The sequence below is a fragment of the Cyanobium sp. NIES-981 genome (assembly GCF_900088535.1).
Classification (GTDB): domain Bacteria; phylum Cyanobacteriota; class Cyanobacteriia; order PCC-6307; family Cyanobiaceae; genus NIES-981.
This window is the reverse complement of sequence record NZ_LT578417.1, coordinates 1,808,700-1,834,221: the sequence shown is the minus strand read 5'-3', so window position 1 is coordinate 1,834,221 and position 25,522 is coordinate 1,808,700. Positions and strand designations below refer to the sequence as shown.

The window sequence follows — 25,522 nt, the reverse complement described above, 5'->3', positions numbered from 1 at the left end:
CCTGTGAGGCGTCGATCCGTGCAACCGCTCCAGAGCCTGCGTGGCATGGTCGACCTGCTGCCGGAGCACACCCCCCTCTGGCAGCACGTGGAGGCCACGGCGGCGGCCCATTTCCGCCGGGCGGCGGTGCGGGAGATCCGCACGCCGCTGCTGGAGGTCACCGAGCTGTTCGCCCGTGGCATCGGCGAGGCCACCGATGTGGTGGGCAAGGAGATGTACACCTTCCTCGACCGCGGTGAGCGCAGCTGCACCCTGCGCCCGGAGGGCACGGCCTCGGTGGTGCGGGCGGCGATCCAGCACGGCCTGCTCAGCCAGGGACCCCAGCGGCTCTGGTATGGCGGGCCGATGTTCCGCTACGAGCGGCCCCAGGCGGGCCGGCAGCGGCAGTTCCACCAGATCGGCCTGGAGCTGCTCGGCTTCGCCGCTCCCCGCAGCGACGTGGAGGCGATCGCCATCGCCTGGGACCTGCTGGCCGATCTGGGGGTGGGCGGTCTGGCGCTGGAGCTGAACACCCTGGGCAGTCCGGACGACCGGGCCCGCTACCGCGACGAACTGGTGGCCTGGCTGCAGGCCCACCGCGAGCAGCTCGATCCCGATTCCCAGCAGCGCATCAGCACCAATCCCCTGCGGGTGCTGGATTCCAAGAACCCCGCCACCCAGGCCCTGCTGGAGGGGGCCCCCAGCCTCGCCGATGCCCTCAGCGGTGAGAGCCACGAGCGCTTCTCGTGCGTGCGGCGGGGGCTGGAGGCGCTCGGCATTCCCTTCACGCTCAATCCGCGCCTGGTGCGGGGCCTCGACTACTACAGCCACACCGCCTTCGAGATCACCAGCTCCCAGCTCGGCGCCCAGGCCACGGTGTGCGGTGGCGGCCGTTACGACGGCCTGGTGGAGCAGCTGGGCGGTGCGCCCACCGCCGCGATCGGCTGGGCGATGGGCCTGGAGCGGCTGGTGCTCCTGCTGGCCGGCGCGGGGCCGGCAGCGGCGGCCCCGCCCCCCCCCGATCTCTACGTGGTGTGCCGGGGCGAGCAGGCCGAGGCCCGGGCCCTGCCCCTGGCCCGCCTCTGCCGCCAGGCGGGGCTGGCGGTGGAGATCGATCCCAGCGGGGCGGGCTTCGGCAAGCAGTTCAAGCGGGCCGACCGCTCCGGTGCTGCCTGGGCGGCCGTGATCGGCGACGAGGAGGCGGCCGACGGCGTGGCGATTCTGCGGGCCCTGCGCCGATCCTCGTCCGCGTCAGGCGGAAGTTCCGGGGAGGATCAGCGCGTCACCCCCGAGCAGCTGGTCGCGCTGCTGCGCGAGGGCCGATGACGACCGAGGACGTGTCCACTCCAGGCGGTCAGCCCAGGGCTGCTGGCAGTTGACTGCCCCAACCATGACTGGGATGTGACAGCCGGCCTAGATGGGTGACCCGACCCTCGCGATCATTGCCGGTGCCGGCGTGCTGCCCAGGATGCTTTCACAGGCACTCACGGCATCCGGGCGCCCCCATCTCGTCTGCCGCCCCCATGGGCTGGAGGAGGTGGAACTCGACGATGCCGAGGAGTTCTACTTCGAACGCTCGATCTCCTTCTTCCGCTCCCTCGGGCAGCGGGGCATCCGGCAGGTGGTGATGGTGGGCAAGTTCCACCGCCCCCGCGCCCTCAACATCATGCGCTTCGAGGGCAGCACGCTGATGGCCGCCCCCCGCATCCTGGCCTCGCTGCGCAAGGGCGACGACGCCTCGCTGCGGGCCCTGGCCGAGATCATCGAGGAGCTGGGTCTGGAGGTGGTGGGGGTCGAGGAGGTGGCGCCGAACCTGCTGCCCGAACCCGGTCTCTACGCCAGCCGGCTGCCGAGCGAGGCGGATCGCGCCGATGTGGAGCGCGCGGCCCACATCGTGGAGGCGATCTCCATGGTGGATGTGGGGCAGGGGGCCGTGGTGGCCGGCGGCCTGTGCCTGGCCACCGAGGCCCTGCCCGGCACCGACGCCATGCTCGACTGGGTGGCCACCAGCCGGGCCCTGCCTCCGGAAGCCCCCCGCTCCGGGGTGCTCTACAAGGCCCCCAAGCTGCAGCAGGATCGCCGCATGGACCTGCCCGCCATCGGCCCCACCACGGTGGCCAAGGCCGCCGCCGCCGGCCTGAGCGGCATCGCCTGGGAGGCCCGCGGCGCCCTGCTGCTCGACGCCGAGCAGACCATGGCCGATGCCGAGCGGCTCGGGCTGTTCCTGTGGGCGCGCCAGCCGATCCGCTGACCAGCCGGGGCGCGGTCAGGCGCCGGCGCGCTCCAGCACCCCCTTGCTGCTCGGCACCGCCCCGGCGCGGCGCGGGTCGATCTCGGTGGCCAGGCGCAGGGCCCGGGCGAAGGCCTTGAAGCAGGCCTCCACGATGTGATGGGAGTTGGCCCCCTCGAGCTGGCGGACGTGCAGGGTGAGGCCGGCGTTGTTCACCACCGCCACGAAGAACTCCTTCACCAGCTCGGTGTCGTAGCTGCCGATCTTCTGGGCCGGGATCTGCAGGTTGAAGCTGAGGTGGGGCCGGCCGCTGCAATCGAGGGCCACCTGCACCAGCGCCTCATCCAGCGGGGCCACGAAGTGGCCGAAGCGGTGGATGCCGCGCCGGTCGCCCAGGGCCTGGGCCAGGGCCTGGCCGAAGGCGATGCCCACGTCTTCGTTGGTGTGGTGATCGTCGATGTGGGTGTCGCCTTTGGCGCTGATCTCCAGATCCAGCAGGCCGTGGCTGGCGATCTGGTGAAGCATGTGGTCGAGGAAGGGCACGCCCGTGTCCGCGCGGCAACGGCCGCTGCCGTCGAGATCGAGCTGCACGCGCACATCGGTTTCACCGGTGACGCGATGGATGTCGCCGCTTCGCATGGCTCTCCCCGCCCGGGAGGCGGGGCTGGATCGGAGCTCCTGATCATGGCGGTCCCCGGGCCCCCGGGCCCGGCGGGCGGCCCAGGACGGCCTAGGGTTAAGGCGAACTTATTGACAACTGCAATGTCTAAAGCGCAGCTAATCGCTTTTCTGGCCAAGGCCGACGCCACCCCCGCCATCCAGCAGCGGATCGATGCCGCCGCCGATGGCAGCGCCGTGGTGGCCATCGCCCGCGAGGAGGGCTTCCTGTTCTCCCCTGCCAGCCTGGCCCGGCACCTCAGGGGTTGAGCTTCACATCCCCGTGATGCAGTACCCCGCGTCCACGTAGAGCACCTGGCCGGTGATCCCTGAAGCCAGGGGGCTGGCCAGGAAGGCCGCCGTGGCCCCCACCTCGTCCTGGGTCACGGTGCGGCGCAGGGGGGCCTTCTCCTCCACGTTGTGGATCATCTCGAGGATGCCGCCGATGGCGGAGCTGGCCAGGGTGCGGATCGGCCCGGCGCTGATGGCGTTCACCCGCACCTGCTTCTCCGGACCCAGTTCGGCGGCCAGGTAGCGCACCGAGGCCTCCAGGGCCGCCTTGGCCACGCCCATCACGTTGTAGTTGGGGATGGCCCGCTCGGCCCCCAGGTAGCTGAGCGTGATCACGCTGGCGCCGTCGTTGAACAGGGGTTTGGCGTGGCGGCACAGGGGCGCCAGGGAGTAGGCGCTCACCTCCAGGGCGCGGCCGAAGCCCTCGGGGCTGATGGCGGAGTAGTCGCCCACCAGCTCCTCCTTGCCGGCGAATGCCAGGCAGTGCACCAGCACATCCAGGGAGCCCCAGTGCTCCTGCACCCGCTGGAACACGGCCTCGATCTGGGCCGGATCCTGCACGTTCAGGGGCTCGAACAGGGTGGGGGCCAGGGGGGCCGTGAGGTCGCGCACCTTCGCCTCGAAGCGGCCCTTCTCATCCGGCAGGAAGGTGACCCCCAGCTCGCAGCCGGCGGCCGCCAGCTGCTGGGCGATGCCCCAGGCGATCGAGCGGTTGTTGGCGATGCCGGTGACGAGGGCCTTCTTGCCGCGAAGATCAAGGAGCATGGGGAGAGGGGCGAATGCCGGTTGCAGCGGAGAGGCCGATGCGGGAACCGTGGCGTTCGGGCGATTCTCCCGCAGCGGCGGCAGTGGCGCTCCAGGGGTGCTCCCGGCCTGGGAACCCGGCGGCCTGCCCTGCGGACACGGCAGGCCTGGCCCTCGTTCCCCGGCCTTGGCTCCCCGGGCTGCGGCCCCCACGCCCGGCTGGGGGGGCAGAGCCCAGCCTCTGGTGGATCGATCGCCGCTGGCCACAGGTGCGGGCGGCGCTGCCCGGGCTGCTCAGGCTGCTCGCACCCAGGGAGCTGGCCCGATACGGGGCCTTCCGCCGGGAGGACGACCGGGAACGGTTTCTGCTGGGACGCTCCGCGCTGCGGCAGCTGCTGGGGTGCTGGCTGCAGTCCGATCCCCGCCGACTGCCGCTGGCCGCCGGGGCGCATGGCAAGCCGGAGCTGCGGCTGGAGGGGAGGCCGGCGGGCCCGCCGTTCAACGTGGCCCATTCCGGTCACCTCGTGGTGCTGGCGTTCCATGCCGACCGCGGCGTCGGCGTGGATGTGGAGCGGAGCCGCCCGCAGCTGGCCTGGCGGCCGATCGCCCGCAGGGTGCTGCCCTCGGCCACGGTGGCCTGGCTGGACCAGCGGCCGGAGGCGGAACGCCCCGAGGCGTTTCTGCAGCAGTGGTGCCTGCTGGAAGCCTCGCTCAAGGCCCGCGGCACAGGCCTTGCCGCCCGTGGCGCCGGGGTGCTCGATGCGCGTCCCGAGCCACGGCGGTGGTGTCTGGCGATGCCACCCGGGTACCGCGGAGCCGTAAGTCTGCTGGGGTGGGGCTGAGATGCCATCCGACGCGATTCCATCCAACGCGATGCCACCTGACGCAATGTCACCCGACGCAATGCCCTCCGAGGCCCAGGACCTGCCCCGCCGCGGCCGCGACCGCCCGGCCTTGCAGGCGACGCTCGCGGCCTGGTTCCCCGCGGCGCAGGGCGGGCTCAGTCCGATCCCGGGGGGGATGGCGGCGGCCCGGCAGCGGCTGGCGGCCCTGGATCCGATCGCCTACGGCCGCAGCCGCAATCACCTGGATGGGGCCGTCACCGGGCTCTCGCCCTACATCCGCCACGGGGTGCTCACCCTGGCGCAGGTGCGCGATGCCGTGTTCGCCTGGCTGCGGGAGCGGGGCTACGCCAGCCCGGAGCGGCAGGCCGAGGCCCAGCGGCTGGCCGGCAAGCTGATCAACGAGCTGGGCTGGCGTGACTACTGGCAGCGGCTCTGGCGCCAGCTGGGCGATGGCATCTGGCACGACCTCGAACCGCTCCGCACCGGCCACCCCGCCGAGGCCTATGCCCCCGAGCTGCCGCCCGACATCGCCGCGGGCCGCACCGGGCTGGCCTGCATCGATGCCTTCGCCGCCGATCTCACCGCCACCGGCTGGCTGCACAACCACGCCCGGATGTGGCTGGCCAGCTACGTGGTGCACTGGCGCCGGGTGCGCTGGCAGGCGGGAGCCCGCTGGTTTCTGCAGCACCTGCTCGACGGCGATCCAGCCAGCAACAACCTCAGCTGGCAGTGGGTGGCCAGCAGCTTCAGCAGCAAGCCCTACATCTTCAACCGGGCCAACCTGGAGCGCTACGCCGGCGATCGGCACTGCCGCACCTGCCCCCTGGCCAGCGGCGGCTGCCCCTTCCAGGCCAGCTACGAGAGCCTGCAGCAGCGCTTGTTCCGGCCCGAGCCGGGGGGGCACCACCCTGTGGCCCCTGCCCTTGCGTCGCTGGAGCAGGGCCGCTGGCAGGTGTCCCCCACGCCCTCTGGGCCGCACCCCCCCTCGCCAGCGCTCACGCGCCCGATCGTGTGGGTGCACGGCGAGGCGCTGGGGCCCGCCAACCCCGCCCTGCGGGCCTGGCCAGGGGCTCCGGCCCTGTTCGTGTTCGACGACGACCTGATCGCCTCCGCAGGCCTGAGCCTCAAGCGGCTGGTGTTCCTGCAGGAGTGCCTGGAGGAGCTGCCCGTCACCGTGCGGCGGGGGAAGGTGGCCGAGCAGCTGCTGGCCTTCGCGGCGGAGCATGGCGCCGATGGGGTGGTGACCTCCACGGCGGTGGACCCCCGGTTCAGCTGGATCCGAAACGCCATGGCCGAGCGGCTGCCGGTGCTGGTGCTGGAGCCGGATCCCTTCGTGAGCCTCAAGGCCGCCCCCGACCTGCGGCGCTTCTCCCGCTACTGGCGCCGGGCCGAGCCGCTGGTGTGGCGGCACTTCGGCTGAGGCCCCCGCCCCACCGGTTCACTCCGTGGGTGCTCCCGGCTCGGCCGTGGTGCCCTTGAGCAGGCTCTCCTCCCGTTTCTGCACCTCGGCCGGCTCGCTGAGCAGATCGGGCTCCTCCAGCAGCGGGAACTTCTCCTCCTTCACCTGCTCCTGGCTCAGGGGCGGCTCCTGCCAACGGAAGCTGCGGCGTGGATCGCGGGCCAGACAGAGGGCTTCGCTCTGCTGCCGCAGGGCCCGCTGCACATCCTGGCGGGCCACCACCTGGAAGAACTCCTGCCGCGGCACCAGTCCCGAGCTGAAGGGGGCCGTGCCATTGCCGTTGAACAGACGGGCGGCATCGGGAGTCCAGCGCGGCTGGCACACGCCGCTCTGGCGGGTGTCGGTGTCGACCCAGATGTGCAGGCCGTAGCCGTCGGGCTGGCTCACCACCGCCAGACCGTCGTGCGGCACGCGGCGCTGCAGGGGGTAGATCGCCCAGGAGGGCTGGCGGTGGGCGGGAACACAACCGGAGACCAGCAGCAGCGACACCAGGGCGGCGGGGATCCGTAGGTTGGGATCTGGCATTGATGAGGGCAGGGCCCATGGCGCTGACGCCGTCCACCATGCTGCCCCTGGGCACGGCCTTGCCGTTCGAGGCGATCAGCGCCGCGTTGGCTGCGGGCTCCCTCCGGCAGGTGAGTGGTGACCCCCTCCAGAGCGAGGCGCTGGGCCGGGATCCGTTGCTCGTGCTCTTTCTCTGTGCCCACTGCCCCTTCGTGAAGCATGTGGAGCCGGAAATCACGCGCCTGCAGCACGACTTCGCCGGCCCTGGTGCCCGGCCGCGGCTCCAGATCCTGGCGATCTCCAGCAACAGCGTGCAGACCCACCCCCAGGACGGGCCCGAAGGCCTCCGGGCCCAGGCGGAGTGCCATGGCTGGCGCTTCCCCTACCTCTTCGACGCCGAGCAGCGGATCGCCCGGGTGTTCCGTGCCGCCTGCACCCCCGATCCCTACCTCTTCGCTCCGGGAGCGGATGGGGTGCCGAGGCTGGTGTACCGCGGTCAGCTCGATGCCAGTCGCCCCGGCAACGGGGTACCCCTGGATGGGGCCGACCTGCGTTCCGCCCTGGCCGCCCTGGCCGCCAGCCGCCTGCCCGATCCCGCCCAGCAACCCGCGATCGGCTGCAACATCAAGTGGCATCCAGGTGCAGAACCGGAATGGGGGCGGTGATCCCCGCCTTGCGGGGCACTTAAGGTTCGCTGCATGAATGTGCCCCCCTTCAGCCTCGGCGAGCAGATCCAGGAGCTGGGTGGGTCGCTCGAAGCCGCCGTTCTCGAGGTGCTGCGCAGCGGCCAGTACATCGGCGGTCCCACCATCGCGGGCTTCGAGGCCGCCTTCGCCGAGGTCTGCGGCGTGCCCCACGCGGTGGGGTGCAACAGCGGCACCGATGCCCTCACCCTGGCCCTGCGTGCTCTGGGGGTCGGCCCGGGCGATGAGGTGATCACCACCTCCTTCAGCTTCTTCGCCACCGCCGAGGCGGTGAGCAGCGTGGGTGCCACGCCGGTGTTCGTGGATGTGGACCCCGCCACCTACCTGATCGACCTGGATCAGCTGGAGGCGGCCATCACCCCCGCCACCCGGGTGCTGCTGCCGGTGCACCTGTTCGGCCGCCCGGTGGACATGCAGCGGGTGTGCGCCATCGCCCAGCGCCACGGCCTGCAGGTGGTGGAGGACTGCGCCCAGGCCACCGGCGCCCACTGGGCCGGCAAGCCCGTGGGCAGCTGGGGGGACGCCGGCTGCTTCAGCTTCTTCCCCACCAAGAACCTCGGTGCCGCGGGCGATGGTGGCGCCGTGGCCTGCCAGGACCCGGCCCTGGCCCAGCGGGTGCGGGAGCTGGCCGTGCACGGCATGCCGCGGCGCTATCTGCACACTGAGCTGGGTTACAACAGCCGGCTCGATGCCCTGCAGGCGGCGGTGCTGGCCGTGAAGCTGCCGCATCTGCCCCGCTGGCTGGAGGCCCGCCGGGCCATCGCCGGCCGCTACCACGCCGAGCTGGCCGGACTGCCGGCGGTGGTGCTGCCGGCGGCGGGCCCCGAAGGCCACAGCTGGAACCAGTTCGTGGTGCGCGTGCCCGCCTGTCCGGTGGGCACCCGGGTCTGCGCGTCCCGCGGCGGCGCTTCCTGCACCCCCTCCAGTGACAGCCCCAGCCATGGCCTGCCGGAGGCCTGTTGCCGCGACTGGCTCAAGCAGCAGCTGCAGGAGGCCGGGGTGAGCACGATCATCTACTACCCGATTCCGATCCACCGCCAGCCGGCCTACGCCCACCTGGGCTATGGCCCGGGCAGCCTGCCGGTCACCGAGCGCCTGTGCACCGAGGTGCTGAGCCTGCCGATCTTCCCGGAGTTGCCTGTGGTTCAGCAGGAGCGGGTGGTGGAGGTGCTGCGCCAGCTCGTGATCGGTGCGGTGGCGTTCCCCCCATCCCCCCCAGCCACCAGCGTTTCGGACCGGGCCGGTTGCGCGGCCTGATTCAGGCCCTGATCCCGGCATACAGCGCCTTGAAGCGCGCCTGCTGCACCCTGTGCTCCACGATCGGGCCGGGGTAGCCGCGCCGCTCCAGGGGCGGAATGGCGCCGCTGATCAGATCGGCCGTGGCCACATGGCGCAGTTCCGGCAGCCAGGTGCGGATGTAGCTGGCCTCCGGGTCGAATTTGGCCGCCTGGGTGGCCGGGTTGAAGATCCGCAGGGGCTTGGGGTCCATGCCGCTGCTGGCGCTCCACTGCCAGCCGCCGTTGTTGGCGGCCAGATCGCCATCCACCAGCCGGGCCATGAAGGCCCGCTCGCCCCAGCGCCAGTCGCAGATCAGATCCTTCACCAGAAAGGAGGCCACGATCATGCGGCAGCGGTTGTGCATCCAGCCGCTGGTGTTTAGCTGGCGCATCGCCGCATCCACGATCGGCACGCCCGTGAGCCCCTCCCGCCAGGCCTCGAAGCGCCCTTCGTCGTTCTCCCAGGGAAACCGCCTCCACTGGGGCCGGTAGGGGCCGTCGGCCAGCTCCGGGAAGTGGAACAGTGCCTGCTGGTAGAACTCGCGCCAGGCCAGCTCCTGCTCCCACACCGTGATCGACTGCCGCGCCTCCTCACTGCGGGCCAGCGCCCGGGCCTGCTGGGCGGCAGCCCAGGCCTGGCGCGGGCTGAGCGTGCCGAATTTCAGCGCCGCGCTCAGTGCCGAGGTGCCGGCCTCGCCGGGCAGGTTGCGGCCCGGTTCATAGGCCAGCAGCCGTCCGCCATCGCAGAAGCGCTGCAGCTGCTCCTGGGCGGCGGCCTCGCCGGGGCGGCAGGGGCAGAGGTCGACGCCAGCAAAGCTGTGGGGCCGATGCAGCCCGGTGGAGGGGTCGGGCTGCACCAGGGGCAGGGGCGACGCACCGGCCTGGTCGAGCGCCTGGAGCTCGTGCTCGCCCAGATCCATCAGGCCCGAGGGCGCCGCTACCGGCTCGAGGCCTCCCGCCGACGCACTGCCCAGACCCGCCTTGGCCTCCACCTGGCTGCGCCAGTTGCGCCAGAAGGGGCCGTACACCCGGTAGGGATCCCCCTGGCCGGTGCGCAGGGCCTCCGGCGCGATCAGCAACTGGTCCCAGTCCACCAGCACCCGCCGGCTGTCCGCCTGCAGCGCCGCCGCCACCCGGCGGTCGCGCTCGCGGCCGTAGGGCTCCACGTCGCGGTTCCAGGCCACCACCGGTGCCTTCAGAGCCTCGGCCAGCTGCGGCAGCACCACGGCCGGATCGCCCCGCAGCACCAGCAGGCGGCTGCCGGCGGCGCGCCAGCTCTCCGCCAGTTCCCGCAGGCTCGCGGCCAGGAACCAGAGCCGGGCCGGGGCCAGGTCCGCCGCCTCCAGGATCCCCGGATCCAGCACGAACACCCCGGTCACGGCTGGGGTGGCCGCGGCGGCGGCGGCCAGCCCCAGGTTGTCGGCCAGCCGCAGGTCGCGGCGGTGCCAGAACAGCCAGCGCGCGCTGCTCATTCCATCCCCAGCTGCTGCTTGGCCCGCAGCCAGGCGGTCACGCTCTTGCCATCGAGGTACTCATCGCCGCTGGCCAGGGCCGCATCCAGTTCGGCCGGTTGCAGCAGCAGCACCTCCAGGTCTTCGTCGTCATCGCCCACCGGCTGCTCGCTGAGGGCGGTGAGCTCGCGGGCCAGAAAGAGGTGGATCACCTCGTCGGCGTAGCCGGGGCAGGGCAGCAGCGTTCCGAGCGGATCCCAGCGCTCGGCGGCATACCCCGCCTCCTCCTGCAGCTCCCGCCGCATCGTGCTCAGCGGCGTCTCCCCGGGATCAAGGGTGCCGGCGGGGAACTCCAGCACCCGCGTGGCCACGGCGAAGCGGTACTGGCGCAGCACCACCACCCGGCCGTCATCGAGCAACGGCACCGCCAGCGCCGCGCCGGGGTGACGGATCACGCCGAAGGTGCCCTCCACCCCGATCGGCAGCGCCAGGCGGTTCACCTCAAAGCGCAGCTTGCCGGCCTGCAGGGAGGCGGTGGTTTCCAGATGGCGCGCGGGCTCGGGAGCGGGCAGGGGCGCCATGGGCGGGGCATCAGCTGGCTCCCAGCATGGCGCTCAGGGGCGCCGCCAGGCCGTCCATGCCGGGGTGCGGTGGGCCTCCAGCCAGCCCTGAGGTCCAGGCTGCTGGCTGGCGGTGATCAGAAGCGTCGCTCCGCTCTGTTCCGCCAGGGTCGCCAGCGCGGTTGGGGGCAGGGTCCCGTAGGCCTGCGCCAGCCGGTCGCGGGCCTTCCATCCCCCTGGTCCCTGCCAGACCCCGGCATCGCCCCCGGCCAGGGCCGTGAGACGCGTGAACCAGGTGTGCAGGGCGGTGGCGGCGGTGGGCACCTGCTTGAACTGCACGAAGCCGGCGCGGCCGGTCTGGAGGGCCAGGTCCTCGAAGCCCGAAGGGGGCGTCACCACCAGGGCCGTCGGGGGGCTGTGGTGCCGGATCCAGCTGTACAGCTCCGCTCGGGCCGGGGTGTCCACGAAGCCGCGCGCCCCCCTCGCCAGGGCCTGGGGCAGTTCCCGCAGCAGGCCCGCCAGGACGACCACCAGCACCAGGCCCACCAGCCCCCGCTGCAGCCCCCGCTGCAGCCGCCGCCGGCCCGCCGGCCCCAGCGGCCCCCGGCGGCCAAGCCAGCGGGCCAGGCCCGCGGCCAGCAGTAGCCACAGGCCGAGCATGAGCAGCGTGTCGGCCACACGGAAGGGGTAGAGGCTCAGCAGCAGCAGGTCTGGTGTGGTGGCCGCCGGAGCCTCCGCCGCGCTGGCGGGAACGCGGACCCCTGCCACCAGGCCGAGCAGCGCCAGGGGCCAGCTCATCGCCACCCACTGGGCCAGGTCGCGGCTGGCCAGCCGCCGGGGGTCGCTGCCAGGCCGCCGCACGCCGGCTCCTGCCGCCGCCAGGGCGAACAGGCCCAGCATCAGCCCCAGCCGGGCCCAGTCGCCCGCCGACCAGCTGCTGGGCAGCAGGTGGTGGGGATTGCGCAGCACCACGTAGATCCAGCTCGCCGGCGGCAGGCTCCCCCCGGCGGGGACCGCCGGTGCGCTGCCCCCCCCAGCAGTTGCTCCACCACCGCCAGCAGCGCCGGCAGGGCGGCCAGCAGGAAGCCCCAGGTCCATGGGGCCAGGCTGGGCCGCCTCCAGCGCCAGCCGGCGCGCAGCAGGGTGAGCCCCGCCAGGCTCAGAACCCCAAAGCCCCCCACCAGCAGATGGAAGGAGCAGGCCAGGCCGCTGTACAGCCCGCAGGGCCACCAGCGCCGCTGCCGCCAGGCGGTGTAGGCCAGCAGCAGCGCGGCATAGGCGAAGGTTTTGGGCTCGGCGCTGCCCACCATCCACTCGGCCGCCACCACCCCCTGCTGCAGGCTGAACAGTCCCGCCGCCAGGGCCGCCAGCGCCGGCGGCAGGCCCAGGGGCACCGTGAAGCCAGCCAGGGCCCAGCCCCACAGCCCGTAGCCCAGCAGCCTCAGCAGCAGCGACCCGGGCCCGAAGCCCAGCCAGCCGACGACCCGGCCGCTCAGCTGCTGGAACAGCCACTGGTAGCCCTGGCTGTCGTTGAGGTACCAGTCGCCCGGGATCCAGCCGGGATCCACCGCCTGCCGCGCCAGGGCCAGCTTGCCGGCCTCATTGCCGTCCAGGTTGCCGTCGAACAGGCACAGGGCGGCCACCACCAGGCTGATGGCCAGGGCGCTGCGCCAGCGGGTGGGGGTGGGTAGCTCGGCACCGCGCCGGGAGACCGGGGACAAAGGGGACGACGTGGCGGTGGGGCTGGTCCCATTCAAGGGCGTCATTCTGGCCAGCCGGGCCGTGGTGCCAGCCGTTCGGGCGCGGGCTCGGCATCCTCCCGGCCGGACACGGCGGCCAGCAGTTCCGCCACGCTCTTCTCGGCCCCAGGTGGCACCACCTCCGGCATCAGGGCCGCCAGCGGCGCCAGCACGAATGCCCGCTGCTGCCAGCGGGGATGGGGCAGCCACAGCGCCGCGCTCTCGCAGCGGTGCCCGCCGCACCAGAGCAGGTCGAGATCGAGGCTGCGCGGACCCCAGCGCTCCTGGCGCCGGCGGTCGAAGGCCGCTTCCAGGCGCTGCAGCGCCAGCAGGAGGGCCATGGGATCGGCGGTGGGCGGGAGGCTGGTCAGCAGCACCGCGTTCACATAGGGGGGCTGTCCCGGCGGCCCCCCCACCGGAGCGGTGCGGAACAGGGGCGACCAGCGCAGCGGCGGGTGTCGTGAGCTCCCCGGGTCGTCACGGCTGGCCCCGGCCCAGGCGCGCACGGCGGCGGCCAGCCGCGGACGCACGGCGGTGAGCGTGGCGATCGGGTCGCCGAGGTTGGCGCCCAGGGCGATGGCGGTGCTCACCGGATGGTCAGCCTGCGGCCGGGTGCTCAGGGCTCGCCGAGGTAGTCGCGTTTGCCGAGCACCACGCCATTGTGGCGCAGGATCGCGTAGGCGGTGGTGGTGTGGAAATACACGTTCGGCAGCACGAAGGTGGAGAGGAACGGCCAGCCCTCCATCGTGATCGTCTGGCCCCGGCCCACCGGCACGGTCACCTGCCGCTCGGCGCTGCCCTCCAGCTGCCCGGGGCTGTAGCCGTCGAGTTCGCCGATGGCGCTGCGGAGCCGCGCCATCAGCTGCTCGAAGCTGGTTTCATCGTCGGCCACCGCCGCGGCCTCCACCCCCGCCAGGCGGGCCACGCCGCGGCGGGCGATGTCCGCGGCGATCTGCACCTGCCGGGTGAGAGGGAACATATCCGGATAGAGGCGGCTGGCCAGCAGCACGGCCGGATCGATGCCTTGGCTCTCGGCGTGGGCCTGGGCCTTGGCCAGCACCCCGATCAGAGTCGTGAGGGTGCGGCGCAGGGGGGGCACGGCGGCCTGATGCATGGAGATGGCCATGGGGTAGGCAGGAGTCGTTGTTGCCGAGGTTCTGCAGGCTACGAGGGCTTACTGACCCGGATCGAGAAGTCCTCCCGACATGACCTGGGCCAGGCAGCTCATGCTCTCGGGGCTGTCGAGCAGCCCCAGTGCGATCCCGCTCAGTCCCGTCATCATTCCCGGTGACGTCAGCGGTCCCGCCACCAGGCCCCGGAGGTCATGGCAACCGCCACCTTGGTTGAGTCGCGCCAGCACATTGGCCTCCAAGGCATCGGCGTCCTGGCGTCGTTGCGCCAGCCTGAGGATCACCACAAGTCCCATCGTCCCGCAGCAGAGATGGTCGGAAGCCAAGGGTTTGGCAGCCGTGCAGTCCAGAGCCGCCTCCCACTCCCTCTGGAAGCTCTCACCTCCAAACCCGCACTGGCTCATGCACAAGCGCGACAGGACGACACCCGGCGCGCCGTGGCACCAGGCCACCATGAAACGAGAGGTGCTCTCAGGCAGGCGCAGGTCCGGCCAGTTGCCCAGGGCAGGGCAAAAGTTGAGCGTCTCCAGATTCAGGGCGCGTTCCGTCGCTTCCAGGGCTCCTGCCAGGTTCAGGTGGTGATGGAGAACGGCAAGGGCTGCGCTGATGCCCGATGTGCCGTGAGAAAAGCCCAAAAGACTCCTTCCCTCATGGGCAGGCGGCCATCCTCCCTCTGCGTTCTGCGACCGGATCAGATGCCTTCCGGCCCGGATGGCAAGTTCGGTTGCGCAGTCCTCCCGGAGTTGCAGCAGCGGGCCCACCAGTCCTGCCACGCCTCCCATGAGGTCAAACACGCCATCAGCGTCGATCCGTTCGTTTTGGAGGCCATGCAGCAGCCTGAGGGCCAGCTGGCGATAGGACGACCAGCCATGCGGTGGGGGCTGCTGGAGCCGATCCAGCTCCAACAGGGTCAGCACTATCCCTCCGCTGCCGGATAGACCGAGGGGCTGATCACGCCACCAGCGGTGGAGCACCCCAGGATCACCCTGGAGGGCCAGATCAGCCAGGGGATGCATGAGCTCCCTCACCATGTGCTCTTTGTGCCGATCGATGGCCTGACTGAGACATGCCATCAGCAGAACAAATCCGGCGCAGCCTCCATAGAGATCCATCCCTAAAGGGCCATAGCAGAACGTTCGACGATCAGCGCCGAGCACCAGATCCAGCCAACCGAGGGACCCGTCGGAGCTTCTGATCGCCAGGTCGCTGATCTGCTCACACAGCTGCTGCGCGAAATGGGATCTTGGTACGGTCTCCCGGGAGGGGAAAGCCGTCAGGTCGCCTGAAGAACTGCGACGGGCGCGCTGGGTTGGTTGCTCCATCCCTGGTCGCTCCATCCATCGAGCTCCAAGCGCACCCTCGATCAATCGGCATTGGAAAGCGATCGTGTCGGGGCTGAGCTCCTGCAGTCGTTCGAAACAGGCCTCAAGCCCACTGGATTTGAAGAAACCTTCAATCGGGTCCATGCCATGGCCGAGAGGTAGACAGGTCTCGTCCGTTGGATGCTGGAAACAAGGCACATCGCGCTGCTCCAACTGGGCCAATTCAGCGGCGAAGACGGGCCAGTGGCGGGGTTCCTCCTCTGCCTTCAGATAGCTTCGAGCCAGAGCTTCGAGCACCAGCCCCTGGGCTTGTTCGCTGGCAAGCGCCGCTGGCTGACGACACTGCTCGAGAATGGATTCGTAGACCCGGGTATGGCGAAGCACAATGCGTCGTGTTTTCCCACCCAGGCGATGGAAAGCCCCCGTGCCTGCCAGCAAGCCGTTCCTGCGCGCCAGAATCAGTTCTGACTGCCGCCGGAAACCCTCCACAAAGACCTTCCGAAAACGCGGTAATGGGTTGTGCGCTCCAGGTCCCACAGGCAGGCTGCTCGGCCACGGGATCGCCTCGCGCACAGGGCCGCGCATCATCCCGTCCGTGTTGATGGCTATCCAGCCATGGACCGTCCTGGTGTCGGATACTTCGGGAGAAATACCCAGGGCACTGATGTCAACGGGGGTAGAGGCTTCTCCATGAAAGCTCCAGCTGGGTAACAGGCCCGTTCTCAGGACGGATGAGCTCAGGGTACGAAGCAGATCACTTTTCTCGGGTAGTGAAGTGCTTTGCTTGGTGTGATCAACAACGTTAGGCTCAAGGAGTGTTTCTGCATCCACCAACAGAAGTTGATCGCCATGTGCTATCAAGTTCTGGTGATGCCCATCAGTGCAGCCAAGCAGGTGAAGCACCGCCAAGAGCCTGCCAGCATTCAGGTAAAATCTCGATAGCTCATCGTCGTTCTTGCATGGGCTCTGAACGATGGTTTCCATGTAGCCATGGTCACCACGGCAGACCGCCTTGGCCGTTTTCAACGGCGGTAAGCGGCTACGGGAATTTAGCTCGTCAACCAATGCATTGTAGGCTTCTTCCAGTCCAAGGCTCCGTGGTTTGTGAATGACGCCAGGATGCTCGGGCGGATCGGAGAATCGGATTGACGTGACGCTTCTTCCTCCTCGATGAGGATCTCCAAGTCCAGTCTCTATCGCGGTAATAAAAGCTGATTTCGGAATTCCAAAAGTTGTTTCTAAGCAGTCCCTGTCTGCATTAATCTGGAGGATTATTTCCAGAGAAGCCTGTTCCCACAGGAGTAACGCGTTAGCCAGTAGTCGACCGAGGACTGGATGACGCTTCAGCAGGGTTTCAAGGCCTTCCTGGCGTTTTCGCTCCACGAAGCCAGAATAGAAGTGGTGCGTGATGGATCCATTCTCCGGGGTCTGCTTGTGGGCTAGCAACATGATTCCCGGGCCGCGCTGCTGGTGAAAGTCCTCCCAGAGGACATGTTCCGTCAGGTGACACAACCTGCTCAACAGGGTTCGGCCAATGCCACGCCAGGCAGTGGGGGTTATGCGTTGCTGGGACTGTCCCTCCACCCTGTCCTGGAGCTGTGACAGCAGCGCGGCGACGGCTGGCTTCCACAGGTCCTGAAACGGCAAGGGCATGGGTGGCGCCAGCGCGTGGTACTCCGCCCCGGCCTCTGCAGCGGTGCCACCGTGCTGGAGGGCCCGCCGGAGGCGCGCGAGGGACTCTTTCAGGACGGGGGCCGAGAAGGCGTTGGAGTCATGAATGAGAAGGGTGCAGGGGGCGGTCCACTTGCGCCGTCGCTCCAATGCCCAAGGGGTTGACTGCCCAAGTGTCTTCCTCCAGGCCTTGACCAGAACCGCATCAAGGGCTGGGACCTGGGGTTGTCGGTGCCAGGGAGTGCTCGGCAAGACGAGTTGACGCCGGAGGTGAAGATGTTTACGGTAGATGAGTTTCTATTGAATGAGTTGGTACCATGCAACAACTCAGCGCGTTCCTGGAGTGTTTGGACCGGGATAATGAGCTTCGGTTGGGTTTTGAGGCCGCCTCTGCTTCTGGCACGCTTCATGCATTTCTGCTGGGCCGTGGGTTTCCACAGGTTGCAGCCGTGGTTCAGGAGCAATTCCTTCCCTTCACCCCATCGCTGACAAGTTTTGAACTTGATACCTTGGTCGGCCAGGATTGGCAGAGCTTGGGTACAAGTACTGGTGGTTGTAGTCCCACCACCTACTGCGGCTCTACCTGTGGAGCGGGGTGTGCTCGGTGAGCAAGGCTTGGATGCCCGGTTGGGTGCGTCATACCCAGGGCCTCTGTCAGGCTGCATGCTGATGGCGGACAAGGTGCTGGCACTTGGGAGCGAGCACGCTTGAGGCAGCGCCTGGGCTTGAGGCAGCGCCTGGGTTTGCATAGGCGCTCTGCCTGTCTGCTTGCCCCCATCGGCCAGACTGCAGCCCTCAGTGCACCAGGCCCGGCTCCATGGTTGTCAGCGGCTCCGCAGCTCCTTCGGCCCAGGCCGGCCAGGACGGTGTCCGCTCCTTCCCGCTGGCGGCGATCACGGGCCACGGCACCTTGAAACTGGCCCTGCTGCTGGCCGCGGTGGACCCGGGCCTGGGCGGTGTGGTGATCGCCGGTGGCCGCGGCACCGGCAAGTCGGTGCTGGCCCGCGGGCTCCACGCCCTGCTGCCACCGATCGATGTGCTCGATCTGGGCACGGCACCGGCCCAGGCCCTCAACGTGGATCCCCGCCGCCCGGAGGACTGGGACGCCACCATCGGCGCCCGCCTGCAGCAGCTCGGCGCCGATCCCAGTGGCTCCGATCCCGCTGCCCTGCTGCCCACCCGGGTGATCCCCGCCCCGTTCGTGCAGGTGCCCCTGGGCATCACCGAAGACCGGCTGGTGGGTTCGGTGGATGTGACCGCCTCGCTGGCCAGCGGCCAGGCCGTGTTCCAGCCGGGCCTGCTGGCCGAGGCCCACCGGGGCGTGCTCTACGTGGACGAGCTCAACCTGCTCGACGACACCATCACCAACCTGCTGCTGGCGGCGGTGGGCAGCGGCGAGAACCGGATCGAACGGGAGGGCCTCAGCCTCTCCCACCCCTGCCGCTGCCTGCTGATCGCCACCTACAACCCCGAGGAGGGGGCCGTGCGCGACCACCTGCTGGATCGCTTCGCCATCGCCCTCAGCGCCAACCAGGCCCTGGATCTCGATCAGCGGGTGGCGATCACCCGCTCGGCCCTCGACCATGCCGAGGCGAGCGACGCCTTCCGCAGCCGCTGGCAGGAGGAGACCGACGCCCTGGCCACCCAGCTGCTGCTGGCGCGCCAGTGGCTGCCGGACGTGCAGATCAGCCGCGACCAGATCGCCTACCTGGTGAACGAGGCCCTGCGGGGCGGCGTGGAGGGGCACCGCTCGGAGCTCTACGCCGTGCGGGTGGCCCGGGCCCACGCCGCCCTCTGCGGCCGCGATGGCGTCGATGCCGACGACCTGCAGGTGGCCGTGCGGCTGGTGATCGCACCGCGCGCCCGGCAGATGCCGCCCCCCGACCCCGAGCAGCCCCTGGAGCCACCGCCGCCACCCCCCCCCCAGGGGGAGCAACCTCCTGAACAGGAGCCCGAGCCCCCGGAGAACGACCAGGACGACGAACCAAGCGACGAGGACCCCGAGGAGGAGGACCAGGAGGACGACACTCCTGAGGACCAGGCGCCTCCTTCGGTGCCCGAGGAGTTCATGCTCGATCCCGAGGCCGTGGCGATCGATCCCGACCTGCTGCTGTTCGGCGCCGCCAAGGCCCGCAGCGGCGGCAGCGGCAGCCGCGCCGTGGTGTTCAGCGACTCCCGCGGCCGCTACGTGAAGCCGATGCTGCCCCGCGGCCCGGTGAAGCGCATCGCCGTGGACGCCACCCTGCGGGCGGCGGCGCCTTACCAGAAGTCCCGCCGCGAGCGCGAACCGCACCGCAAGGTGGTGGTGGAGGACGGCGACCTGCGCGCCAAGCAGCTGCAGCGCAAGGCCGGCGCCCTGGTGATCTTCCTGGTCGATGCCAGCGGCTCGATGGCCCTCAACCGCATGCAGAGCGCCAAGGGCGCCGTGATCCGCCTGCTCACCGAGGCCTACGAGAACCGCGACGAAGTGGCCCTGATCCCCTTCCGCGGCGAGCAGGCCGAGGTGCTGCTGCCCCCCACCCGCTCGATCACCGCCGCCCGCCGCCGCCTGGAATCCATGCCCTGCGGCGGCGGCTCCCCCCTGGCCCACGGCCTCTCCCAGGCGGCCCGGGTGGCCGCCAACGCCCTGGCCACCGGCGATCTGGGCCAGGTGGTGGTGGTGGCGATCACCGATGGCCGCGGCAACGTGCCGCTCAGCCGCTCCCTGGGCCAGCCCGAGCTGGAGGGCGACGAACCGGTGGACCTCAAGGAGGAGGTGAAGCAGGTGGCCAGCCGCTACCGGGCGTTGGGCATCAAGCTGCTGGTGATCGACACCGAGCGGAAGTTCATCGGCAGCGGCATGGGCAAGGACCTGGCCCAGGCGGCCGGTGGCAAATATGTGCAGCTGCCCAAGGCCAGCGATCAGGCCATCGCCGCCATCGCCATGGAGGCGATCAGCGCGGTGTAAGGCCCGCGGAGGCCCTCACGGGGTCGAAGGAATCGGATAGGCCTCCGGGGCTTTGCCGTGGGGGCGGGCCTGGCGCCGGGGGTTCTGGTCGGCGGGCGTCGTGCCCTGGTCGGCCGGCTTGCCGGCCTCGGCAGCGCTTCCCTTCTCCTGGGCGTCCCGCTCCCGCTTGGCCTTGTCCCGGGCGGCGGCTGTCTGGGCGGGATAGAGCTCCTCGAAGAATTCCCCCAGGCCCACCGCAACGCTGCGCAGCCCGTCCATGAAGCGGGGGTCGGCCGTGAGCTTGTTCACGTCGCCCCCCACGGCATCCCAGCGGGCGGTGAGTTGTTCGGCATTGGTCACCGTCTGCTGCAGCTGGGCCACGGTCTTGGGGTTCTCCAGCGCGGCGATCAGGCGGCGCAGGTGGGCGGAGCTGGCCCTGATGTTGGCGATCGCGGGCCGGGCCTCCTGCACCGACTGGTCGAGGCTGCCCACCAGTGCACGACCCTCCTGCAGGAAAGCGGCGGCGTCCTTGGAGGTTCTGTCCACACTGGTGGCCACGCCGGCAAACTTCTGCACCAGTTGCTCCTTTTCCCCCTGCTTGAGCAGCTGTTCCATCTGGCTGATCACGGAGCCGAGGGTGGGCTGCTCGCTGCCCTCGATCCGCGAGCCGTTGCAGAGCATGCGGCTGCGCGGACAGCCGGGTGCCCGCGGGCTCGGTGCCGTGGCCTCCATGGGTTTGCCCGTGCTGATCAGGGCCACCTGGGCCTCGCCACCGAGCAGGGACCCCTGGCCCACCACGGCCTTCGCCGGCAGGGCCAGTTTGAGGCTGGGGTTGGTGATTTCGAGCTCCGCCACCACCGCTTCCGGGGTGACCCGCACCGAGCGCACGCTCCCCACCATCACGCCCCGAAACACCACCGGGGAGCGGGCCGCCAGGCCCCCCGCCTGGCTGAAGGTGGCCTCCACGGTCCAGAACTGCCGCGTCAGCGACAGGCCCCGCAGCCAGAGGGAAAATCCCGCTGCACCGGTCACGGCGGCCAGCAGGGAGAACCCCACAATCGCCTCACGCACGGATCGGCGCATCGATCAGGCCTCCGCCGGCTGCATGGGCCCGCGCAGGCTACCGCTCCTGAACTGCACCACATAGGGATTGTCGGTGTGGCGGTAGGCCTCCAGGTCTCCGCTCCAGCGGAACGCTCCGTCGTAGAGGAGCACCACCTGCCCGCCCGTGCGCTCGATCGTGCTGTGCACATGGCTCACCACCACCGAACTGGCCTGGGCCACGGCGGTGGTGCGCACGATCAGATCCTCGATGCGGGTGCAGGCCACCGGATCGAGGCCTGCGGTGGGTTCATCGAACAGCAGCAGCGGCATCTGGCTGTCCTCCTTCTGGGGAGCGGAGATCAGGGCGCGGGCGAAGCTCACCCGTTTCTGCATGCCCCCGCTCAGCTCACCGGGCAGGCGTTCCTCGATGCCACCAAGACCCACGGCTTCCAGGGCATCGGCCACCCGGCGCCGGATCTCCGCCTCGGGAAGACGTCCGTAGCGGTAGAGCAGGAAGCCCACGTTCTCCCGCACGGTGAGCGAGCCGAGCAGGGCCGGGTTCTGGAACACCAGGCGCACATCGGGCGGGTTCTGCTGGTCGAGGCGCAGGTAGGTCTGGGGGCGGCCATGCAGCAGCAGCCGGCCGCTGCTGGGCAACTGCAGACCGGCCAGCAGGCGGAGGATCGTGGATTTCCCCGCGCCCGAAGGCCCCACCACCACGAGCCGCTCGCCGGGCTGCAGGGTCAGGCTGACCCGGTCGAGCACGCAGTTCCGTCCCCAGCGCACACTGAGATCCTGCAGCTCCACCAGGGGGACGGCGGGCCCGGATGGGGCGGGCTCGGTTGGGGTGGGAGCAGCCAGGCGAGGGGCTTCAGCACTGGGGGCATCTTCGCGCCTGCCCAGGCAGGCGTCTGCCAGCGCTGACACCGGGCAGCCCACCTACAGTCGGCCAGAGCCCGAGCCTCCAGCCACGCCCACCCCTTCCCCAGCGTCGGCTCCCCGGCCGCGCCGGTCCCGCCGGCTCAGATCACGGGCCAGCTGGGTCGGACGCGGTGAACTGCGCCAGCGTGATCTGGTGAGCCGCTCGCGCCGCGCCGTGCGCTGGCTGCAACCCGGCCTTGTGGTGAAGCGCTGGGTGTTCACCTCCGGCCTGGGGCTGCTGATCGCGCTGCTGGGCGCCGCCGTGTGGGCCGATCTGCAGCCCATCTACTGGACCATCGCCGGCATCCAGTGGCTGCTGAAGAACATCACCACCGTGCTGCCGCGCGGCATCACCGGTCCGCTGGTGCTGGCGATCGGTGCCGCCCTCATCTGGCTGGGCCAGAGCCGCAGCTTCGGCACCATTCAGCAGGCCCTGGCCCCCGATCGCGGCACCCATCTGGTGGATGCCCTGGCCGCCCAGGGCCGGCTCAACCGCGGCCCCAGCATCGTGGCGGTGGGCGGCGGCACCGGCCTGTCCACCCTGCTCAGCGGCCTGAAGCGCTACAGCAGCAACCTCACGGCGATCGTCACCGTGGCCGATGACGGCGGCAGCAGCGGCGTGCTGCGGCGGGAGCTGGGTGTGCAGCCCCCCGGCGACATCCGCAACTGCCTGGCCGCCCTGGCCCGGGAGGAGCCCCTGCTCACCCGTCTGTTCCAGTACCGCTTCCAGGCGGGAAATGGCCTGGAAGGCCACAGCTTCGGCAACCTCTTCCTCTCGGCCCTCACGGCGATCACCGGCAGCCTGGAGTCGGCGATCACCGCCAGCAGCCGCGTGCTGGCGGTGCAGGGTCAGGTGGTGCCCGCCACCAATGCCGACGTGCGGCTCTGGGCTGAGCTGGAGAACGGCGAACGCCTCGAGGGGGAGTCGGCCATCGGCCATGCCTCCAGCCGGATCGTGCGGCTGGGCTGCACGCCCGAGCGGCCGCCGGCGCTGCCCCGGGCGCTCGAGGCCATCGCCCATGCCGATCTGATCGTGCTGGGTCCGGGCAGCCTCTACACCTCCCTGCTCCCCAACCTGCTGGTGCCCGAGCTGGTGGCGGCCATCGCCCGCAGCAAGGCCCCACGGCTCTACATCTGCAACCTGATGACCCAGCCCGGCGAGACCGATGGTCTCGACGTGGAGGGCCACCTGCGGGCGATCGAGGCCCAGCTGGCCACCCTCGGGGTGAAGCAGCCCCTGTTCACGGCGGTTCTGGCCCAGGAAGACCTGGAGGACACGCCGCTGCTGGATCGCTACCGCCAGAAGGGGGCCGCCCCGGTGATCTGCGATGTGCGCAAGCTGCAGCGCCAGGGTTACGAGGTGATGCAGGCCGCCCTGCAGGGGGCCCGCCCCACGGCCACCCTGCGCCACGATCCCCGCAGCCTGGCCGTGGCGGTGATGCGCTTCTACCGGCGCCACCGCAACGCCATGCGCTCGGCGCCCAGCCGCTGAGGTTCGTGCCGGCCAGGGATCCGAGTAGCCTCCGCCCATGGCGGTTTCCGACCAGCATTTCCTCCACCTGCCTGGCCACCACCTGCTTTATGGCCGTGTTCCCAAGGCCGCCAACAGCAGTGTCAAGGCGGCGCTCACGGCCCTGATCCGCCCGGAGCTGCGGCGCTCACGCCACAGCCTGCGCCAGCAGCTGCTGCATCGACTCTGGCCCAGCCGTTCCTGGCTCGGGTTGTCGTCGCAGATGGATCAGTACTGGGATCGGCTTCCAGGCTCGATCGCCAATCCGGTGAACCTGGCCACCGCCAGGTCGCTGCGCGGCCGCTGTTTCAGCTTTGCGGTGGTGCGGAATCCGTTTGACCGTCTGCTCTCGGCCTACAACAACAAGGTGATCGAAAACCCCGACTGCACCGCCAGGCTGAGGGCGATCGGGGTGCATCGCGGCATGGCCCTGCCCGCGTTCCTCGCCTGCGTGTGCGCGGCCCCTACGGCCGATCTGGACGTGCACGTGCTGCCCCAGAGCGACATCCTCTGCCTCGGGGACGAGCCGGTGCCCACCTGGGTGGCCTACGCCGAAAGTCTGGAGGTCCACTGGCCCTTCCTGGTGCGCAAGGCCCGGCGGGCCGGTGTGCGGGGACTGCCCCGCCGGCTTCCCAACCGCAACAGCCGCCGCGGTGGCAACACGGCCGATCTGGAGGCGCTGCTGGCCCAGCCCGCCCTGGTGGGTCTGCTGCGGCGGCGCTACGCCGAGGACTTCCGCCTCTTCTATCCCTGGCTCCAGGAGGGGGAACTCAGCGTGGAGCGGGTGCGGCAGGGCGGGCCCCGCCGGCCGAGGCACTTCGTGCCCTAGTAGGCGTCCTGCATCTCGTAGAAGTCCGGCTGCACGTAGTCCTTGCGCAGCGGCCAGCCCTTCCAGTCCTCCGGCATCAGCAGCCGCTTGGGGTGGGGGTGGCCCTCGAAGCGGATCCCGTACATGTCGAAGGTTTCGCGCTCCTGCCAGTCCGCGCCGCGGAACAGGCCGTAGAGGCTGGGAATGGTGAGGTCACCATCCCTGGCCAGGAACACCTTGAGGCGCACTTCCTCAGGACGCACCTCCCCTGAAAGCCTGGGGGAACTGGCGCTATGCTCGGCCAGCACGGCCAGCTTCACCAGGTGGTAGAAGCTCACCAGCCGGCCGCCGGGGCCTTCGTCGTAGCCCCCCTGGCACTGCAGGTAGTCGAAGCCGTGGGCCTTGAGCGCCGTGGCCAGCACCGGCAGGAAGGCCGGCTCCACGCCGATCACCTCCACACCGAGGTGGTCGGCGGGAAGAACCTCATGGTCGAAACCCTGGCTGCGGAGCCATTGGCTCACCGGGCCGGGTTCCACGGCGGCGATGGCGTCGCTGCTGGGGGTGGGCTCAGGCATCGTTCTGGGAAGCGGGGCTGTCGGAGGGCTGGGCCTCGGAGATCGAAGCGGTTCCTGCGGTGGCGGTGTCGCGGAGAGTACCGAGCGGCAGACCGGCCGCAGCGGCCAGGGCCTGGCGCTGGGTTTCAGCCCCGAGGTAGGCCCCGGTCACGATCGGCTCCACCGCCTTCATCTGATGGGCCACCGTGCAGTAGCGGTGGGTGGGACGGAGCCTGCCCCGCTCGGGCAGGGCTTCGTTGCCCACCTTCTTGCGCAGCTTGATCACGGCATCGAAGATCGCCTCCGGCCGCGGTGGGCAGCCGGGCAGGTAGAGGTCCACCGGGATCAGTTTGTCCACGCCGCGCACGGCCGTGGTGGAGTCGGCCGAGAACATGCCGCCGGTGATGGTGCAGGCGCCCATGGCGATCACGTACTTGGGCTCGGGCATCTGCTCATAGAGCCGCACCAGGGCCGGGGCCATCTTCATGGTCACGGTGCCGGCCACGATCAGCAGGTCGGCCTGACGCGGGCTGGAGCGCGGCACCAGGCCGAAGCGGTCGAAGTCGAAGCGGGAGCCGATCAGGGCCGCGAACTCGATGAAGCAGCAGGCCGTGCCGTAGAGCAGAGGCCAGAGGCTGCTCAGCCGGGCCCAGTTGTGCAGGTCGTCGAGCGTGGTGAGGATCACGTTCTCCGAGAGGTCGGAGGTGACCGCCGGAGAGCCGACCGGTCCGCAGCTGGCGGCGCGCACGTCCCGCAGGGCGTCGATGCTGGGGCTGGAGGAGGAAGGGGTGATGGTCATGGTGGGATCCGTCAGCTCCATTCGAGGGCGCCCTTGCGCCAGGCGTAGGCCAGGGCCACCACCAGGATGGCGATGAACACCAGGGCTTCGATGAAGGCGAGCAGGCCGAGGCGGTGGAAGGCCACGGCCCAGGGATAGAGGAACACGGTCTCGACGTCGAAGATGACGAAGACCAGGGCAAACATGTAGTAGCGGATATTGAACTGAATCCAGGCCCCGCCGATGGGCTCCATGCCGGATTCATAGGTGAGCTCCCGCTCACCCTGGCGGCTGTCCGGCGACAGCAGCTTGTTGGCCACCAGTGCCAGAACGGGAACGGCGGCGGAAATCAGCAGGAAGCCCAGGAAGGCGTCGTAGCCGGAGAGCACGAACATGCGGGCGCAGCCAACGTGGCGCG

General features: G+C 70.2%; 25 protein-coding genes. 10 read left to right on the top strand and 15 right to left on the bottom strand.

Features of this window, described 5'->3' with window-relative positions:
* Window positions 1-45: 45 nt before the first annotated feature.
* Both hisS and CBM981_RS09490 read left to right on the top strand, forming a co-directional pair.
* Window positions 46-1,305, top strand: coding sequence for a histidine--tRNA ligase (hisS, locus tag CBM981_RS09495; protein ID WP_369801599.1), 1,260 nt, complete (start codon window positions 46-48; stop codon window positions 1,303-1,305).
* 91 nt (window positions 1,306-1,396) lie between these two features.
* Window positions 1,397-2,230 (top strand): LpxI family protein, encoded by an 834-nt coding sequence (locus CBM981_RS09490; protein ID WP_087068208.1) that lies wholly within the window; start codon window positions 1,397-1,399, stop codon window positions 2,228-2,230.
* A 15-nt stretch (window positions 2,231-2,245) separates the two neighbouring features.
* On the opposite strand, the gene hisB is transcribed toward CBM981_RS09490, so the two are convergent.
* The gene (gene hisB / locus CBM981_RS09485; protein WP_087068207.1) at window positions 2,246-2,848 is read right to left on the bottom strand and encodes an imidazoleglycerol-phosphate dehydratase HisB; all 603 of its coding nucleotides are present in this window, start codon (window positions 2,846-2,848) and stop codon (window positions 2,246-2,248) included.
* A 123-nt stretch (window positions 2,849-2,971) separates the two neighbouring features.
* On the opposite strand from hisB, the gene CBM981_RS09480 reads away from it, so the two are divergent.
* The gene (locus CBM981_RS09480; RefSeq protein WP_087068206.1) at window positions 2,972-3,136 is read left to right on the top strand and encodes a Nif11-like leader peptide family natural product precursor; all 165 of its coding nucleotides are present in this window, start codon (window positions 2,972-2,974) and stop codon (window positions 3,134-3,136) included.
* Between the two features lie 3 nt (window positions 3,137-3,139).
* Here CBM981_RS09480 and fabI read toward each other — a convergent pair whose 3' ends face one another.
* Complete coding sequence (gene fabI, locus CBM981_RS09475; RefSeq protein WP_087068205.1) at window positions 3,140-3,922, bottom strand: enoyl-ACP reductase FabI; 783 nt, start codon at window positions 3,920-3,922, stop codon at window positions 3,140-3,142.
* 248 nt (window positions 3,923-4,170) lie between these two features.
* Here fabI and CBM981_RS16105 point away from each other — a divergent pair, with 248 nt between their 5' ends.
* Together CBM981_RS16105 and CBM981_RS16200 are read left to right on the top strand one after the other, a co-directional pair.
* Window positions 4,171-4,743, top strand: a complete 573-nt coding sequence (locus CBM981_RS16105) for a 4'-phosphopantetheinyl transferase superfamily protein (protein ID WP_157665389.1) — start codon at window positions 4,171-4,173, stop codon at window positions 4,741-4,743.
* A gap of 61 nt (window positions 4,744-4,804) precedes the next feature.
* Window positions 4,805-6,166: an FAD-binding domain-containing protein gene (locus CBM981_RS16200; RefSeq protein WP_197686647.1), complete on the top strand. Its 1,362-nt coding sequence runs from the start codon at window positions 4,805-4,807 to the stop codon at window positions 6,164-6,166.
* 18 nt (window positions 6,167-6,184) lie between these two features.
* On the opposite strand, the gene CBM981_RS09460 is transcribed toward CBM981_RS16200, so the two are convergent.
* Window positions 6,185-6,730: a hypothetical protein gene (locus CBM981_RS09460; RefSeq protein ID WP_087068202.1), complete on the bottom strand. Its 546-nt coding sequence runs from the start codon at window positions 6,728-6,730 to the stop codon at window positions 6,185-6,187.
* A gap of 17 nt (window positions 6,731-6,747) precedes the next feature.
* Between CBM981_RS09460 and CBM981_RS09455 the strand changes: the two genes are divergently transcribed.
* Window positions 6,748-7,374, top strand: coding sequence for a thioredoxin family protein (locus CBM981_RS09455; protein WP_087068201.1), 627 nt, complete (start codon window positions 6,748-6,750; stop codon window positions 7,372-7,374).
* 33 nt (window positions 7,375-7,407) lie between these two features.
* Window positions 7,408-8,670: a DegT/DnrJ/EryC1/StrS aminotransferase family protein gene (locus CBM981_RS09450; RefSeq protein ID WP_087068200.1), complete on the top strand. Its 1,263-nt coding sequence runs from the start codon at window positions 7,408-7,410 to the stop codon at window positions 8,668-8,670.
* 1 nt (window position 8,671) lies between these two features.
* On the opposite strand, the gene CBM981_RS09445 is transcribed toward CBM981_RS09450, so the two are convergent.
* Genes CBM981_RS09445 through CBM981_RS09415 form a run of 7 tightly spaced genes read right to left on the bottom strand, consistent with a single transcriptional unit; the run spans window position 8,672 to window position 16,545 of the window.
* Window positions 8,672-10,162, bottom strand: a complete 1,491-nt coding sequence (locus tag CBM981_RS09445; RefSeq protein ID WP_087068199.1) for an FAD-binding domain-containing protein — start codon at window positions 10,160-10,162, stop codon at window positions 8,672-8,674.
* Window positions 10,159-10,722: an NUDIX domain-containing protein gene (locus CBM981_RS09440; protein WP_087068198.1), complete on the bottom strand. Its 564-nt coding sequence runs from the start codon at window positions 10,720-10,722 to the stop codon at window positions 10,159-10,161. Before CBM981_RS09440 ends, CBM981_RS09445 begins: the two co-directional genes overlap by 4 nt.
* 33 nt (window positions 10,723-10,755) lie before the next feature.
* On the bottom strand, window positions 10,756-11,673 hold the full coding sequence (locus CBM981_RS09435; protein ID WP_087068197.1) for a DUF6798 domain-containing protein: 918 nt from the start codon (window positions 11,671-11,673) through the stop codon (window positions 10,756-10,758).
* On the bottom strand, window positions 11,601-12,422 hold the full coding sequence (locus CBM981_RS09430; RefSeq protein ID WP_087068196.1) for a hypothetical protein: 822 nt from the start codon (window positions 12,420-12,422) through the stop codon (window positions 11,601-11,603). Before CBM981_RS09430 ends, CBM981_RS09435 begins: the two co-directional genes overlap by 73 nt.
* Before the next feature lie 41 nt (window positions 12,423-12,463).
* On the bottom strand, window positions 12,464-13,030 hold the full coding sequence (folK, locus tag CBM981_RS09425) for a 2-amino-4-hydroxy-6-hydroxymethyldihydropteridine diphosphokinase (RefSeq protein ID WP_087068195.1): 567 nt from the start codon (window positions 13,028-13,030) through the stop codon (window positions 12,464-12,466).
* 26 nt (window positions 13,031-13,056) lie between these two features.
* Window positions 13,057-13,566, bottom strand: a complete 510-nt coding sequence (locus CBM981_RS09420) for a DUF1993 family protein (protein WP_087068194.1) — start codon at window positions 13,564-13,566, stop codon at window positions 13,057-13,059.
* Window positions 13,567-13,614: 48 nt separating this feature from the next.
* Window positions 13,615-16,545 carry a type 2 lanthipeptide synthetase LanM family protein gene (locus CBM981_RS09415; RefSeq protein ID WP_157665388.1) on the bottom strand — a complete coding sequence of 977 codons (2,931 nt, stop codon included), beginning with the start codon at window positions 16,543-16,545 and terminating at the stop codon, window positions 13,615-13,617.
* Window positions 16,546-17,380: 835 nt separating this feature from the next.
* Here CBM981_RS09415 and bchD point away from each other — a divergent pair.
* The gene (gene bchD / locus CBM981_RS09410) at window positions 17,381-19,510 is read left to right on the top strand and encodes a magnesium chelatase ATPase subunit D (protein WP_087068192.1); all 2,130 of its coding nucleotides are present in this window, start codon (window positions 17,381-17,383) and stop codon (window positions 19,508-19,510) included.
* 15 nt (window positions 19,511-19,525) lie between these two features.
* Here bchD and CBM981_RS09405 read toward each other — a convergent pair whose 3' ends face one another.
* Together CBM981_RS09405 and CBM981_RS09400 are read right to left on the bottom strand one after the other, a co-directional pair.
* Window positions 19,526-20,572 (bottom strand): MlaD family protein, encoded by a 1,047-nt coding sequence (locus CBM981_RS09405; protein WP_087068191.1) that lies wholly within the window; start codon window positions 20,570-20,572, stop codon window positions 19,526-19,528.
* A 3-nt stretch (window positions 20,573-20,575) separates the two neighbouring features.
* Window positions 20,576-21,343 (bottom strand): ABC transporter ATP-binding protein, encoded by a 768-nt coding sequence (locus tag CBM981_RS09400; RefSeq protein WP_225867646.1) that lies wholly within the window; start codon window positions 21,341-21,343, stop codon window positions 20,576-20,578.
* A gap of 265 nt (window positions 21,344-21,608) precedes the next feature.
* Here CBM981_RS09400 and yvcK point away from each other — a divergent pair, with 265 nt between their 5' ends.
* Entirely contained in the window at window positions 21,609-22,946 is a 1,338-nt protein-coding gene (gene yvcK, locus CBM981_RS09395) for a gluconeogenesis factor YvcK family protein (protein ID WP_087068190.1), read from the top strand.
* Window positions 22,947-22,983: 37 nt separating this feature from the next.
* Complete coding sequence (locus tag CBM981_RS09390) at window positions 22,984-23,793, top strand: sulfotransferase family protein (protein ID WP_087068189.1); 810 nt, start codon at window positions 22,984-22,986, stop codon at window positions 23,791-23,793.
* On the opposite strand, the gene CBM981_RS09385 is transcribed toward CBM981_RS09390, so the two are convergent.
* The 3 genes from CBM981_RS09385 to ndhC are packed head-to-tail and all read right to left on the bottom strand — an operon-like array spanning window position 23,790 to window position 25,499.
* Window positions 23,790-24,347 (bottom strand): NAD(P)H-quinone oxidoreductase subunit J, encoded by a 558-nt coding sequence (locus CBM981_RS09385; protein WP_087068188.1) that lies wholly within the window; start codon window positions 24,345-24,347, stop codon window positions 23,790-23,792. The two genes, CBM981_RS09390 and CBM981_RS09385, sit on opposite strands and share 4 nt — an antisense overlap.
* Window positions 24,340-25,125: an NADH dehydrogenase subunit K gene (locus CBM981_RS09380; RefSeq protein WP_087069319.1), complete on the bottom strand. Its 786-nt coding sequence runs from the start codon at window positions 25,123-25,125 to the stop codon at window positions 24,340-24,342. The genes CBM981_RS09385 and CBM981_RS09380 overlap by 8 nt, the downstream gene beginning before the upstream one ends.
* Window positions 25,126-25,136: 11 nt before the next feature.
* Complete coding sequence (ndhC, locus tag CBM981_RS09375; RefSeq protein WP_006911271.1) at window positions 25,137-25,499, bottom strand: photosynthetic/respiratory NAD(P)H-quinone oxidoreductase subunit C; 363 nt, start codon at window positions 25,497-25,499, stop codon at window positions 25,137-25,139.
* Window positions 25,500-25,522 lie beyond the last annotated feature (23 nt).